Source organism: Rhizobium sp. CB3090 (genome assembly GCF_029714285.1).
GTDB lineage: Bacteria > Pseudomonadota > Alphaproteobacteria > Rhizobiales > Rhizobiaceae > Rhizobium.
In genome coordinates, this window is sequence record NZ_CP121664.1 from 255,101 (window position 1) to 270,466 (window position 15,366).

A 15,366-nucleotide genomic window follows, 5' to 3' on the forward strand; every position below is an offset into this window, starting at 1 on the left:
CGTTGACTAAGCCGAACGTGATGGGGCGCTTTCTTTGTAGCGAAATGTGGTGATGTAGGTCGCTCTCACATGCTTTCCCTCGGTCCAATCACGGAGCCGGTCTGGATGCGTGCCGTTGATAATAACCCCCGCAGCGCCTCGCAAGGACATGAAATGGGCCGCACAAGCATCGACCGGCGCATGACCAAGCTCCGCAAGATCGTGGGCATCTATCTCCTCGATGAACGCGTCCGGATTGTGAATTGCCCCATTTCGATAGACGCCGTCTACATCGGTAAGAATTGCCAATAAAGGAGCGTTGGTTACCCACGCAATCCACGCGGCCACAGCGTCGGACGTAATGTCCCAACCCCATTCAACCGAATCCGTCGTGGGGAGCATGCGCGACGGAAGCAGAACTGGAATTTTGCCAACCTTTGCCAGGCTCCGACATTCGCTCAACGTTGCAGAGGGAACAAGTTTCGAAGAGAAAGCACGATTGGCCAGCGAATTTCCTTTCTGATCTTGGACAAGAGCGCACGCGTGACGGGTCGAAACCGGTGCGAGAGCAGATAGGTCGTCAACACGCTCCATCGCCTTGTCGTGAAGGTCCCCGCCGGGAACTACTAAAATTCGATGTCCACGCTGGACCAAGCGCTCGAGTTCCGCGACAGCCGTCCTACAGGCCGACAGATCATGCATGAGGCTCCCGCCGAACTTCACAACTATGGAAAAGCCGCATGGGGGAAGACTTTCGGTGAACATGTCTGGACCTCGCCCTTCCACTGTGTAGGCCACATGAGCGTTTGCAGGGATCTTCGATGTCAGATTCCGATGCGAAACTGAGACTTTATGAAACCCCGCAGCGTACAACTGCATCCGTTCAACGCCATTTGGGGAGCAAGCTCGATTACGTTGAACCTAACGTCGAGAAGTTTCGTCGCATTCCAAACGTCGCTCTTCCACCATTTCCCAGCAATTCTTCACCGAACGATATTGGAGAAGTCTCGAACGTGCCGCGATCTTCCATCTTTGTCCGCGACGCTCAAACTGACGGGCCTCTTCATTTAGCTGCAGGCCTCCATGATCCGGCGTTCCATGCGGCGACCAACGCGAGAAATATGGGTCGGCGGCTCTTAGTGCGTCGGAACAACGTCAAAAACCGTGCCAACCTTGCAGAAGGAGCCGGCAAAAGCTTTGTCCATGTTTCTTCCCGAGGGCTGAGGACAGCGAAACGTCTCAAAGAGGCGATAAAACGCGTTATGGAGATTCAAGCGCAAACACTGTCCAATTTGTCAGATGCCCGACACAGCCTTCGTTAAGTCAATCTCGCTGCTCCCAACGTAAGCAGTTGAAATCAAGCCCCTAAGACATCTCGTCCGGCGATGCCAGTCGCGTTGGCATGAGATTTGAAAGTATTTGTCTTTGAAAGTGGTGGGGCCTGTAACGGCGATGCCGACCGGTAAATGATTATTCGGTACCGGTCGGCAGGAGGGGAGGCGGACCATATCAAATCGTCAAATGGATTTCGTCGAAGAAGAGAACAATGGAAGCCAAGAGAGCGAACGGTCTGAGGGGCCAAATCCCCGATAACTTTCAACCGCGGCCGAGCGCAGTTACGGATCTTGAGCCAAACGACGGTTTGATAGATGGGAAGCATATTGCCGGGCCACCCCGTACCAGGTGCAAAGTGCAGCATCTCCTCGATGGTCCGCCGGCTACGAACATCCTGGCGTCGTTGCCGCGTCGATCAATGCACGAATGCCTCTTCCCGACCTGGAATTAGCGACAAAGCGATGTGCCACGAACAAATTACCGAATTACTTGATCGCGAGGCGATCCGCGACTGTCTTTATCGATACTGTCGCGGGATAGATCGGGCAGACGAGGCGGCGCTGCGCAGTGCGTACTGGCCCGATGCGCATGACAATCACGGCGCTTATTCCGGCTCCGCCGAGGGGTTCATAGAGTTCGCGCTGGGTGTCTTCAAGACCGAACCGCGCAATATCCATCAGATCACGAACGTTCTGATCGAGTTCATCGATCCGGCGGAGGCTACCGTCGAGAGTTACTTCACTGCGCTGCAGCGGGGACCGGACGGCGCGAGGACGATACGTCAGGTTCTCTTGTGTGGCCGCTATTGCGATCTGTTTCAGAAAAGAGAAGGTGAGTGGCGCATTGCCGAGCGGACCGTCGTCTACGATTGGTTCGAGGAACAAACCGCGCCAGTGACCTCCGAGACGGAGCGTTTCGGTCTCCGGCAGCCGATCGGGGCATCGTATCCGGCCGATCCGGTCTACGCGCTCGTGAACCGTCGTTTTCTTCAAAAACGTGAAGAACTGATCCACATGGCGAAAACACCTCGGTGATGAGTGGTTTTAAATCTTCGTCGGTGGCCGAATGGACCTCTCAATCTACTGCCATCCCGGGGTGGTTGTCCGGAAAACATGGTCCGGGAAACGGTCAGGAGAATTCCTCATGAAACAGCAAGGACGCGTCGTCATCATTACAGGCGCTGCAGGCGGGATCGGCCGCGCACTCGTCGACGCTCATCTCGCTGTCGGGGACATAGTTGTTGCCGCAGACCTCCCGGACAGCGGCGTGCTTGAACTGGCTCGCGGTTTCGGCGCGGCGGATCTCGGGCTTGAATTCGATGTCTCGCGGGAAGAAGATATCCTTGCCCTTTATGCGCGGATCGACGCGCAGTTCGACCACATCGACGTTCTTGTCAACAATGCGGCGATGGGACCCAGCATGGCCGCGACCACTGAGACCCCCATCGATGACTTCCGACGCGCATTGGCGGTAAACCTGATCGGGCCCTTCCTCATGGCTCGCGAAGCGGCGCGGCGGATGCAGCCAGGTGCTGCGATTATCAACGTCGCCTCGATGGCGGGCATAATTGGCAATCCAAAACGCAACGCCTACGCTGCTTCGAAAGCGGGCCTTATCTCGGTTACGAAATCGCTCGCCTGCGAGTTGGCTTCGCTTGGCATCCGCGTGACGGCAGTGGCGCCAGGCTATGTGCGCACGCCGATGGTTGCGAAATTGGAACGCGCGGGCCAGACGAACTTGGCGGCGGTGCGTAGCCGTGTGCCGATGGGGCGGATGGCGCGTCCGGACGAAATTGCGCGAGCCGTGCGGTTTCTCGCCAGCCCGGATGCGCGTTACATCAACGGCACGGTGCTGACAATTGATGGGGGGTGGATGTCCTTCAACCAGCCCGGCGACGCGCACCCGCGAGTAAGCGAAATACCACTAGCCGAGCTTTCCCGCCCGCCACAATCAACCAATAAGCGGATCGTTCTCGTGACGGGCGGCGCGACCAGCATAGGCGCGGCCGTTGTTCGCCGCTTTGCAGCAAACGGCGATACCGTCGTAATTGCGGACATAAACGGCGTCGCAGCGGTGAAGCTCGCAAAATCCCTCGGCGGGGAGCACATGGGAAAATCCGTGGACATCTCAAGTGAAACGGAGGTGGTAGCACTGTTCGACGATGTGCGGGCGCGGTTCGGGCGGCTTGAGGTCCTCGTCAACAGTACCGCTTGGCCCGACAGCTGCGAGTCGGGAGTTGAGCAAACGCCTGCCGAGATCGCGCGCGTCATCGATGTCAACCTCACCGGTGCCTTCACCTGCGCGCGTGAGGCTATCAAGACGATGCGGCCCGACGGGGTAATCCTGAACGTCGGATCAATTAACCGTTCCCTGACGATTGCCCAGCGCCATGCGTATGGCGCATCAAAGGCGGGGTTGGAAATGCTGACCCGCTGCATGGCGGCCGAACTCGGGCCGGTTGGCATCCGAACTGCGACGATTGCTCTTGGCTTCATTCACACACCTGATAGTGCACGGAAAGCGAACAGCCGCCGCAACCCGGCCCGTAGCGGTGGGCAGTTCGAAGGCATGGCAAACGCCGCGTTTTTTCTAGCTTCGCCAGATGCTTCATACATCAACGGTTCGACCCTCTACGTCGGCAACGGCTGAAGGTCGGGCGATATTGGATTCTCCCACGATCAGAACATTCACGGGAGATCGAAAATGGCACCATTTGCCAGATGGGATGCGAGAGATCATCGAATTTGACAATTTGAGGGAGCACTTGCGGCCGGCGAACGGCAAGCGATCTGTCTCGAAACCTCGAATACCAAAAAAAGGCGGATCGGGACCGAGGCCACGACACGTAGCCATCGGCCATTTGCCGACGGGCCCAACGTTAATGAGGCAACGCTATGGAATTCGCGACCTTCATCCTTGCTTCCCAGCGGGGCTATCATCAATCGCCCGCCAGCATCATCCGCAACTCAATCGAACAGGCAGTCCTTTCGGAGCAAGCTGGCTTCAACACCGCGTGGTTTGCCGAACACCACTTCAACAACTATAGCCTGGTTCCATCGCCCTTGATGATGGTTGCCCATTGTGCCGGCCGGACGAACTCCATTCGCCTCGGCACTGGTGTTTGCGTATTGCCGCTTTATCAACCACAACGTCTGCTTTCCGAGATAGGTTTCGCCGATATCGTTTCGAGCGGTCGCCTGGAGCTTGGCGTCGGTTCCGGATATCAGCAGTTTGAGTTTGACCGCTTCGGTGTCGAAATCGATGAGGCGCCGTCCATTTGTTCGGAATATCTGGACGTCGTTCTCAAGGGCCTCAAGCAAAAGATTTTTGAGCACGATGGCCAATATATAAAGGTACCTCCGACGGCGATTTCGGTGCGGACTATCCAGAAGCCAACTCCACCGATCTGGATTGCTACCGCGTCCGGATACAACATGGGCCGCGCTTATCGCGAGGGACATAATCTTTTCGTCACAGCATTCCACGATGGCTTGGAAACATTGAGCAAGCTGCGCGAAAGCATCGAGAACGCAGCATTGTCAAAAGGTAAGACTGTTACGGACGCCAAGATTTCGCTGTTACGTTGTTGCTATGCCAGCGACAATGAGGCGGAGATCAACAGCTATCTCGACAACGCCCGTTTCCAGCGTCGGCTATCTGAGGCGCTTCATCAGCGCCGCCAACAAAGTGAGGACGGTTACCTGCTGCAGGAAACCCCGACCCAACAGGATCTCTCGTTTCAAACGATGCGCGACAATCTGCCAATCGGCAGTGTGAACCGGGTGATCGATCGCCTGCTGGAAGAGATTAGTGTGCTGAAACCGTCCCAGATCGCGATTCACTGCCAATTGGGCGATTTCGACCATCAGGCGATGCTGCGGCAAATCGAACTCTGGGGAGACAAGATCATCCCGGCTGTCAACAAGTCGCTCGGTCACGCGCCCGCCGTGACCGGATAACTACGTTCCGAGATCACGGAGCAATTTTTGATGATGAGCCGTTCGGATAGACCGACGTCGATCTCGCTTCATGGCGAACGGCCCTCGCTGACGATGCCGACCTCTGGCCTCAAGGACGGCGATTTAAACTTTGGCGAACTCGCAACGATCAATTGCCGTATTGACCATCATCAGCCAGCCAGATTGAGTGTTTCGAAGTGAAACGGGCCGCGCACCCCGGCGGAAAAACGCTCGGCGGCGTTGAGAGCCATCTCTAACCTTTCGCGGGGCGGAGAGCTTGATGATGCAAAGAGCGCGCCCAGTGCTATTTGCTGACCACATCCACAGGCGTCAAATCCATCGACCGGCTCAACAACCTGGTAATCATCGTCAATTCTGAAGAGCCTTCCGGCATAGCCGACGAGGAAGGTCCCGCCGCGCTCAGCTTCGTTCTGCCGTCGTGCGTAGCCGCCATCTTTCAAGCATTGGCGAAGCGCGTTGACGAAATCCGTCACCATGAAGGCATAGACATCCGTTTCGGGATCTCTTTTGGGCGGCTTAAAGGAATGTGCCAATAGCTGGCTCATTCTGAACGAAGAGGTAAACCCGAAGAGAAAGTCCTGGTTGCGGAATACTTTGCGATCGGCTCGGACGGTAAGCGAATAGCCGGCCACACCAGCGCTATCGCCCCCGATGTGAACAGATGCGTCGCTGATTAAACCGACAATGCATGTCATCCGCCGCCGCTCCTCCTGTGGGTTGATTTTATAGAATCCAATGTCGCAATAGCAGCCGACCAGCTTTGTCGCTTTGGCTGCCCCAGGCTCAGCTAGCAAACAGCGTGCCGACCAGCGCCCCGGCCACTGATCAATCGTGACAGCTTCGCCCGGTCTTACCGCTTTCTGGTTGATCGGCACGATTACCAGGTCTGGGATGAATTGGCGCTCTCTCGCCTGAAACTTCAATAAGTCTTGGCGTTGTTGTTTGATCCGGGGGAATTCTGTCGGGTTTGTTCCGTCCGCGACACGGACGTGTTCGGCTAACTGGCGCATCCATGCCTAAACCGTTGGATAGCGGGTCATTTCACGCTCTTTGCGCAGCTGGCATGGCTTTTGAAGTTCCCTTGCCAGGAGGTGACAGGAACGGCCGACCTGTGACGACATCGATCCGATAAAATGGAGGAGAAAGGTATCATGCCAAGTCTGGCGCAGATCCGCATTCAGCTCGAAAGAACCGTTGCCCGCCTGGCATCGGAACGCTCGATTGCTCGAGTTGGCGGCGATTGTCATAATTACGGCGTCGATCAATAGTCGCCAATGAAGCTTCGCTGGGATTTCAATGGACATGTGCTTACCGGACTTTCGCATTCGCCGGATAAAAGTCGCGCGGGTGCAGCGGTGATCAGCGCTTTTGGCGCCAAATTGCGGACCGCCCGTTTCTTCGCGGCGCCAGCTACGGTTTTTCCTGCGGATGTGAGTGGAGACCCAAGTTCTGTGCGAGCTTTCCGCGAGCCTAGACCGACCCATCTATGATTGCTCGGTTCGCGAGGATCATCGCCTAGCGGCCACGGAGCGGTAACGATTTCTGGCGGGGCCGAATCCATTTGGTCGGCTAAAACAGCCACTTATATGCCGCCTGTTTCCAACCTCCGAGGCTCGGCAACACCAAACCAGGGCGAAGACAATACCATCCATCTCCGGACAGATCGCCGAGCCAGGTGCCCGCCATCACAGACTTACAATTCCCCGCACCACGGAGTTTTCTCGATTAGGAGTTTTTCGCACATGACTGGTTTCGATCCTCGCCCGACACTGAATGCGCCCGATGACGACCCTTATCTCTGGCTCGAAGACATTGATGGCGAGAAAGCCTTGCATTGGGTCACTGAGCAATCGGCGCGAACGCTGGCGCGCTTTGGCGGGCCTCGGTTCGAAGGAGACCGCGACACGCTCGCAGGCATTTTCGGCCGCCCTGATAAGATTGCGTGGATCACGCGCCGGGACCGATACCTCTATAATTTCTGGCGAGATGCCGCAAACCCGAGAGGCGTGTGGCGCAGAACAACGCTCGCCGCCTATATCACGGCGGAGCCGGAGTGGGAAATCGTTCTCGACTTGGATGACCTCGCCAAGACAGAGGGAAAGGACTGGATATGGGACGGTGCCTCGATCGAACCGGGAAGATGCGAAAGAGCCGTCCTTCGCCTATCGCTAGGTGGCAGCGATGCGGTCGAGCATCGCGAGTACGATCTAACCACGCGAAGCCTCGTCGCCGACGGCTTCAATCTCCCGGAGGCCAAAGGAAATATTGCCTGGCTCAATCACGACACTCTTTTGCTTTCCATCGCTCTCGGCGATGGCATGGCCACGCGCTCCGGCTATGCGCGCACAGTGCGGTTATGGACGCGCGGCTCGGATCCGCTCGCCGCGCCGGTTATCTTCAAGGCGAGTCCCGACTCTATTCTCGTGTTCGCCTATCTGGATCGTACCGCCGCAAGCGAACGCGTTTGGTTCATCGAGCGGACCTTTTTCGACACGATCGGCTGGATCGGCGACAGGAGCGGTCCGAAGACCCAGATCGATCTTCCCCGAGATGCGAGCTGGAACGTCTTCGGGGATTGGCTGGCTGTGAAGTTGCGTAACGCATGGACGGTCGGAGGGACTACCCATGCGGCTGACGCGCTGCTCGGCATCTCCCTGTCCTCGTTCATCGCCGGCGCGCGTAGCCTTGCTACGCTATTTGAACCGGGCGAAAGGTGCGCCCTGCAGTCCTTCTTCTGGAATGACGGAAAGCTCGTGGTATCCCTCCTCGACAATCTCGTCCCGCGCTTTGCTATGTTCACGCCCGGACGAAAGGATTGGACGCACCGAACCTTGGACACCATGCCGGCTGCGACGACCGTTCGAGCCTGGCCGTTAGATGCGGAAGTTCACGAGAGCAATGGAGAAATCCTCGTCTCGGCTGAAGATCCAGTGACCCCACCGCAGCTTCTCTTGTTCAATCTCAACGGAGCGCCGCGGCTCGGCGCCCCCGTCGTCCTGAAACGCGATCCAGACAAGTTCGATGCATCCGGATTGGTGGTCACGCGTCATGAGGCGGCTTCGACGGACGGTGAAATAATCCCCTATACACAAGTTGGTCCGGAGAACGGAAACGGAAATGCGCCGGTTCACCTCACCGCCTATGGCGGCTACGGCAAATCGGTTCTGCCCCGTTACAAATCCGCGATAGGCAAGCTGTGGCTGGAACGCGGCGGCACGAGCGTGGTGGCCAACATCCGCGGCGGCGGCGAGTTCGGCACCCGCTGGCACGAGGCTGGAAGAAGGGCGGGCAGGCGTCTTGCCCATGACGATTTCGCCGCCGTGGCCGCTGACCTGGTGCAACGCGGTGTCACGCGTCCGGGACGGATCGCTGCCCAGGGCGGCTCAAATGGCGGTCTTCTGATCGCCAACATGCTAACTCGATATCCGGAGCGTTTCGGCGCGCTCTTCTGCACCGTTTCCGTTCTGGACCTGCGTCGTTACACGAAGCTCCTCGCGGGTGCGAGTTGGATTGAGGAAAAGGGTGATCCCGACAAGCCGGAAGATTGGGCCTTTCTCAGTCAAATGTCTGCCTATCACACGGCCGAAGCGGGGCAATCCTACCCGCCCATCCTGCTCGCCACCCGGAGACGCGACGACCGCGTCCATCCGGGGCACGCACGTAAGATGGCTGCAAAGCTACAGGCACTCGGCTGCCCCGCCTACTTCTACGAAGCTGAGGTCGGCGGTCATGGCGCCGGCTCGGACAATCGCGAGCAGGCGGCCTTCCTCGCCCTCGGTTACAGTTTCCTTCGCGATGCCATCGGTTTTCCGGAACGTCTATGACTTGTTGAGGAAAGCAGCCGATCGACTTGAAGCGGTGAGGCACTCCCTTCATCATCAGCGATATCATCGATCGCTAAGGCGCGCCGCGTGGCAGCAGGGGCTGGCGCCGACCGCCAGCTTGACGGTCGGAGTGTATTCCAATCGCCGAAACAGAGCTCTGTCAGTAATTGCATCGGCGCCTGAACGGCTGCCCATCTAGCGAAGAACCGGCTCTCCATGGAAACGGCGCTTTGATGGCTTTGAGACGCCAAATCCAACCTCCATCATCAGCCGCGGCCGCTGATTTGCCAAGGTACCCATATGAAAGCCGAAAGGATCTTCGACGAAACCTGAACCCGCTTTGCCGGTCAAAGTGATGGCATTTTCCTCGCCATAGAAATCCAACACCTCACGCGCCGGATGGCCGACGAGCAGAGTCAATTGATGCTTCAAGCGCCGACGATTGTGGCTGCCGCGCACGTAGACATGCGGACCGGAATTGGCATCGACGTCGGTGAGATAAAAGAAAAACTTCAACATCCGCCAATCATCGAGATCGAAGTGAAACTTGAAGGAAGCGCGGCTAAGATCAGCATCCGAGGCATTTTTTGTCGGAAAGCTCCACCACGTCCGCGTGGTGATCAATCTCGCATTGCCGCCGAGATAATGCCTTGCCACGTTAAGAAGCAGCGGGTCTTGCTGAACGGCAACGACGGCATCACATCGTAACGCCCGTTCGTAATGGTGGCCACTCAGTATCGTCCGGCCAAACCACCGCTCGGCTTCGATATGGTCGCTGGCCAAAAAGTCAAACCTTCGGTCGAAATTGCCGAAGCAAGGAGTCTCATTCCCAAAACGGGCAATTTCCTCGTGGATTGCGGTGGGAAGCGTCAATCCCGCAAATAGGCCAGTTCTTCTCAGTTCGGCGGCGATCGCCTCTGCCTTTAGGTCGCCAAACATCGAGGTCTTGCGACTTTCCTGCCGCGGCGCTTGTCTTGCGGTCAGCCAATGTGCCTTGCGGAACGGCATCGTGCGTGCCAGCAGGAACATTGGCAGCCAAGCCGGGTTCTCCCGCATATCAGTGAGATAGGTTGGAATTCGAGACACTATCCGGCGAAATACCCCTCCGTTGCGCGCGATCGTTTCGAGATTCTTCGGGTTAGAGTTTGCGGAGCTGAGCATTCGATAGCCTTTCATGGATGATAGAAGTTCCTCCTGCGGGCAAGAACCTTGCACTCAATACGGTGTAGTCTCGACTGAGCGTGTTCCTGTTGATGCTACGAAATCCAGTGACGGACCGACGCAATGTGCAAAGGCGGTATGCTCTCGCACGCCGCCTTTGCTGGTCTTATCCAGGGAGGATCCGTTCAAGGGAATGTGTCGTTGCTCCCCTAATCCAGTTTTCACATCAGGCGCGGTCGGACCTAGCCCAATGAACGGAAATCGGGCGCACCGACTTTGATTGCATGACTGAACATCAATTTCTCTAAAGTTTGTTTCGGCGAATACGATCAAAGTCGGGGACATAGGGACCTTACTCCAATGCCCCACAGGTTTGGCAAATCTATTGTTTAGATAATGCTTATTTACGAGATGGATAATTCAAGACACAGCTCCGCAATTTCAGGGACTGAGACCCGTTCATGATGCTGATCGAGACCGGCATTTCGGTACGGCATTTTCCTGTTGAAGACTCCCCACCGGATGTCGGATCGCCAAGGCGTTCAGGAGTGGGGATTGAGCGGATCCTGCACGGGAGCGTGTTCCGCAACTACACGCGTTGGCATATTCGCTAGTGTTCAAGGGATTGCTTTGCCGCGATTGCGTGAGTGGAAGCCCTTGTGCCAAGCTGCCGGGCTGGCCCGAAATTTTGTCCAATATCGTGCAGCGCCCCAAGAGGGTGCTCGGTGAGGCGGATTTGCCAAAACGCGCGGCGAGGTAGGCCGCTTAAGTAAAGTTCACCGACCGTTTTCAGGCGATCCACACGAAAATTTGCATCGATCTACTTGATTTCCGAGAATATATATTCTTTCAATGGCGCGATGATCGATGGCGTGTATGGCATATTTCCACGCCGTGGATGAAGGAAAGCATGCGTTTCAAAGGTCTTGATCTAAATCTCCTCGTCGTGCTCGACGCCCTCATGACCGAGCGCAATCTTACGGCAGCGGCACGAAGTATCAATCTCAGCCAGCCAGCCATGAGCGCGGCTGTTGCGCGGTTGCGGACGTATTTCAACGATGATCTCTTCACAATGGTTGGCCGTGAACTTGTCCCAACGCCACGTGCCGAAAGGCTCGCCGTGGCAGTCCGGGAGGCTTTGCTGTATATCCAGCTCTCCGTTATTGCCTGGGAACCGTTCGACCCCGCTCATTCGGATCGCTGCTTCAAGATCATCCTCTCCGACTACGTCACGCTCCTGTTTTTTGAAAACGTCGTGAAGCGTTTGGCGAAGGAAGCTCCTGCTGTCAGCTTCGAGTTTGTCCCTGTTTCAGACGACTTCGCTGAGCTGCTCCAGCGCGGCGATGTCGACTTTCTTATTATGCCGGAAGTGTTGATGTCGAAGCATCCTCATGTGGCATTGTTCGACGATATTTTCGTGTGCGTAGGGTGCAGTACGAACAAGCAGTTATCAGAGCCATTCACGTTCGAGCAATACATGTCGATGGGGCACGTCGCCGTCAGGTTCGGAAATACCTGCAAGCCCGCGATTGACGAGTGGTATTTGCGCGAGCGGGGTTTCAAGCGACGTATCGAGGTCGTGGTGCAATCCTTTAGCATGATCCCACCCATGCTGTCTGGTACCGACCGCATAGGGACAATGCCTCTGCGTCTGGCGCAGCACTACGCAAAAACGACACCCCTGCGCATCATGGAGCTCCCGCTTCCGATCGCGACGTTAACCGAGGCTCTCCAATGGCCCGCGCTCCATAATAGCGATGCGGCAAGCCTCTGGATGCGGGAGACACTAATTCGGGAGGCGGCTCGGATGGCTCCGCCGCCGACTGCGGAACGTCAAGATGCTCTGACAATGAAGCCCAGTCGTCCGAAAGTTTACGCCGGATGAATGCGCCGCTCGCTCGATGCGGCTGAAATGCAATTAAGCCTTCCAAGCTATGGGGCATGCGAGCCTGTCCGCGACCGGCGACCAAGAATATTGCCAACTCGCCTGGATCCCTCGCTTACCGCCGAGTCTAACAACGCATAAATTGCCAAGGCTGGTCTGATCAGTTTCGTCCGTGTCGCTCCGCACGGATATGCCTCTTTCGATCCCCGGGGCCATGATGCGGCAGAACAAACAGTTGGGTCTCAACTGGTTTGGCGTTGTTTCGAGGCAGAATTGGGTGCTTCGCTACTCGCACGATTTGATGTGGGATTGTCTCCAATTTTAAAAGTTCGTTGGACCTGCTGTTGATCGTTGCCAACCTACGACACCCAACGATCTCCAGATTCTATCCGTTTACGCGACACCTTGCGTCCGATTTGTCGGGCCCGCGACAAAGGCCTGTCCAGTTTGCGCACATGTTTGGCGCGGCTAAATAGCTGAAAAACAATCAAGAGAGTTTCCCTTCAAGTCGGTCGCCAACTTGGCATGCGTTTTGAAACGCTTCTTGGCGGGCGGCGCGAGCTGCCGACCGTACTCCGCGATGGATGGAACGAAAGAAGGAAGGCAACATGTCAGATTTGCGTCAAATCGCATTCTACGGCAAAGGGGGCATCGGCAAGTCCACTACCTCCCAAAATACGCTCGCAGCCCTTGTCGATCTGGGGCAGAAGATTCTCATCGTCGGCTGCGATCCCAAAGCCGACTCCACCCGCCTCATCTTGAACTCGAAGGCGCAGGACACCGTCCTGCATCTAGCGGCAGAGGAAGGTTCGGTGGAAGACCTCGAACTCGAGGACGTGCTCAAAATCGGATATAAGGGCATCAAATGCGTGGAGTCCGGTGGACCGGAGCCGGGTGTTGGTTGCGCCGGTCGCGGCGTCATCACCTCCATCAACTTCCTTGAGGAAAACGGCGCCTACGACAATGTCGACTATGTCTCCTATGACGTGCTTGGCGACGTCGTGTGCGGCGGCTTCGCCATGCCGATCCGCGAGAACAAGGCCCAGGAAATCTACATCGTCATGTCCGGCGAGATGATGGCGCTCTATGCGGCAAACAACATCGCCAAGGGCATCCTGAAATATGCGCATGCAGGCGGCGTGCGGCTCGGCGGTCTGATCTGCAACGAGCGCCAGACGGACCGCGAAGTCGACCTCGCCGAGGCCCTGGCCTCCAGGCTCAATTCCAAGCTCATTCATTTCGTGCCGCGCGACAACATCGTCCAGCACGCCGAGCTCAGGAAAATGACGGTCATCCAGTATGCGCCGGACTCCAAGCAGGCCGGAGAATATCGCACCCTGGCTGAGAAGATTCATGCCAATTCGGGTCAAGGGACCGTCCCGACCCCAATCACCATGGAAGAGCTCGAGGACATGCTGCTCGACTTCGGCATCATGAAGACCGACGAGCAGATGCTTGCCGAACTTCAGGCCAAGGAATCGAAGGTGGCGGCCGCCCAATAACCGCCGCTTTCGACGGACGCGCCGGCCCTTGACCCGGCGCGTCCTTCCCGAGAACGCGCCTCAGCGCGAGGCGTCATCCGAACCTTAAAAGAGGGCAGGCCCTATGAGCCTCGACTACGAGAATGACGGCACATTGCATGAAAAGCTGATTGCTGACGTGCTGTCGCAGTATCCGGACAAGGCGGCGAAGCGCCGCAACAAGCACCTCAGCGTTGCAACGGGCGGAGAGGCGACCGACCAGGAGGACGACGTCCTTTCCGAATGCAGTGTCAAATCGAATATCAAATCCATTCCAGGCGTTATGACGATCCGCGGCTGCGCCTATGCCGGCTCCAAAGGGGTCGTGTGGGGCCCGATCAAGGACATGGTCCACCTATCCCATGGACCGGTTGGGTGCGGCCATTATTCCTGGTCGCAGCGTCGCAATTATTATGTCGGCACGACAGGGATCGACACCTTCGTGACGATGCAGTTCACCTCCGACTTCCAGGAAAAAGACATCGTTTTCGGCGGCGACAAGACGCTGGACAAGATCATCGATGAGATCGAGGAATTATTCCCGCTGAACAAGGGCATCAGCATCCAATCCGAATGCCCGATCGGTCTGATTGGCGACGACATCGAGGCTGTGTCGCGCAAGAAGGCGAAGGAATACGAAAAGACGATCGTGCCGGTGCGCTGCGAGGGCTTCCGCGGCGTATCGCAGTCACTTGGCCATCATATTGCCAACGATTCCATCCGCGACTGGGTGTTCGACAAAACCGACGCCGAGTTCGAGGCGGGTCCTTACGACGTCAACGTCGTCGGCGATTACAATATCGGCGGCGACGCATGGGCCACGCGCATCCTCCTGGAGGAGATGGGGTTGCGCGTGGTCGCCAACTGGTCGGGAGACGCAACGCTTGCCGAACTGGAGCGGGCGCCTAAGGCCAAACTCAACCTCATCCACTGCTACCGGTCGATGAACTACATCTGTCGGCACATGGAGGAAAAGTACGCCATTCCGTGGATGGAATACAATTTCTTTGGTCCTTCGCAGATCGAAGCCTCTTTACGCAAGATTGCCAAGCATTTTGGGTCGGAAATCGAGGAAAAGACCGAGAAAGTCATCGCCAAGTACCGACCTCTGGTGGACGCTGTCATCGCCAAATACCGACCACGTCTCGAAGGCAAGACAGTGATGCTCTACGTCGGCGGTTTGCGTCCTCGTCACGTGGTTACGGCCTACGAGGACCTCGGCATGGAGATCGTCGGCACCGGCTACGAGTTCGCCCACAACGACGACTATCAGCGCACCGGACACTACGTGAAAAAAGGCACGCTCATCTATGACGACGTGACCGGTTATGAACTGGAAAAGTTCATCGAGGGTATCCGCCCCGATCTCGTTGGCTCCGGTATCAAGGAAAAGTACCCGGTGCAGAAGATGGGCATTCCGTTCCGCCAAATGCATTCGTGGGATTACTCCGGCCCCTATCATGGCTACGACGGCTTTGCCATCTTCGCCAAAGACATGGACCTCGCCATCAACAATCCAGTCTGGGATCTCTACGACGCCCCCTGGAAGAAAAAGGTCGCGCCGGCTGAGGCGGTTGCGGCCGAATGAGGGCCTGGCCTGTCTTGGAGCAGGGGCAGGCTAGGCTCTCGCCGCGGAGTTGATCCGCACACCTTAAACATCTCGACGTTCTTTGCCGCCACCG

11 protein-coding genes are annotated in these 15,366 nt (G+C 57.0%); 8 read left to right on the forward strand and 3 right to left on the reverse strand.

Translation table 11 applies throughout. The features are described 5' to 3' along the window. Positions 1-6: 6 nt before the first annotated feature. Entirely contained in the window at positions 7-744 is a 738-nt protein-coding gene (locus QA646_RS28060; RefSeq protein WP_283060995.1) for an aspartate kinase, read from the reverse strand. 56 nt (positions 745-800) lie between these two features. On the opposite strand from QA646_RS28060, the gene QA646_RS28065 reads away from it, so the two are divergent. From QA646_RS28065 to QA646_RS28080, 4 genes are all read left to right on the forward strand, one after another. After that, positions 801-1,301 carry a hypothetical protein gene (locus QA646_RS28065; RefSeq protein ID WP_283060996.1) on the forward strand — a complete coding sequence of 167 codons (501 nt, stop codon included), beginning with the start codon at positions 801-803 and terminating at the stop codon, positions 1,299-1,301. Between the two features lie 474 nt (positions 1,302-1,775). Then, entirely contained in the window at positions 1,776-2,348 is a 573-nt protein-coding gene (locus QA646_RS28070) for a nuclear transport factor 2 family protein (RefSeq protein WP_283060997.1), read from the forward strand. A gap of 109 nt (positions 2,349-2,457) precedes the next feature. Then, entirely contained in the window at positions 2,458-3,963 is a 1,506-nt protein-coding gene (locus tag QA646_RS28075; RefSeq protein ID WP_283060998.1) for an SDR family oxidoreductase, read from the forward strand. Positions 3,964-4,208: 245 nt separating this feature from the next. Then, positions 4,209-5,273, forward strand: a complete 1,065-nt coding sequence (locus tag QA646_RS28080; protein WP_283060999.1) for an LLM class flavin-dependent oxidoreductase — start codon at positions 4,209-4,211, stop codon at positions 5,271-5,273. Positions 5,274-5,443: 170 nt separating this feature from the next. Here the strand turns inward: QA646_RS28080 and QA646_RS28085 are convergent, their stop codons facing one another. Next, positions 5,444-5,989: a hypothetical protein gene (locus QA646_RS28085; RefSeq protein ID WP_283061029.1), complete on the reverse strand. Its 546-nt coding sequence runs from the start codon at positions 5,987-5,989 to the stop codon at positions 5,444-5,446. 1,047 nt (positions 5,990-7,036) lie between these two features. Here QA646_RS28085 and QA646_RS28090 point away from each other — a divergent pair. Continuing rightward, complete coding sequence (locus QA646_RS28090; protein WP_283061000.1) at positions 7,037-9,118, forward strand: prolyl oligopeptidase family serine peptidase; 2,082 nt, start codon at positions 7,037-7,039, stop codon at positions 9,116-9,118. A 195-nt stretch (positions 9,119-9,313) separates the two neighbouring features. Here the strand turns inward: QA646_RS28090 and QA646_RS28095 are convergent, their stop codons facing one another. Continuing rightward, positions 9,314-10,279, reverse strand: coding sequence for a hypothetical protein (locus QA646_RS28095; RefSeq protein ID WP_283061001.1), 966 nt, complete (start codon positions 10,277-10,279; stop codon positions 9,314-9,316). A gap of 910 nt (positions 10,280-11,189) precedes the next feature. Here QA646_RS28095 and QA646_RS28100 point away from each other — a divergent pair. The 3 genes from QA646_RS28100 to nifD all read left to right on the forward strand — a co-directional run bounded on the left by QA646_RS28100 (position 11,190) and on the right by nifD (position 15,272). Next, on the forward strand, positions 11,190-12,164 hold the full coding sequence (locus QA646_RS28100; RefSeq protein WP_283061002.1) for a LysR family transcriptional regulator: 975 nt from the start codon (positions 11,190-11,192) through the stop codon (positions 12,162-12,164). A 608-nt stretch (positions 12,165-12,772) separates the two neighbouring features. After that, on the forward strand, positions 12,773-13,666 hold the full coding sequence (nifH, locus tag QA646_RS28105; protein ID WP_283054731.1) for a nitrogenase iron protein: 894 nt from the start codon (positions 12,773-12,775) through the stop codon (positions 13,664-13,666). Between the two features lie 103 nt (positions 13,667-13,769). Continuing rightward, positions 13,770-15,272, forward strand: coding sequence for a nitrogenase molybdenum-iron protein alpha chain (gene nifD / locus QA646_RS28110; RefSeq protein WP_283061003.1), 1,503 nt, complete (start codon positions 13,770-13,772; stop codon positions 15,270-15,272). Positions 15,273-15,366 lie beyond the last annotated feature (94 nt).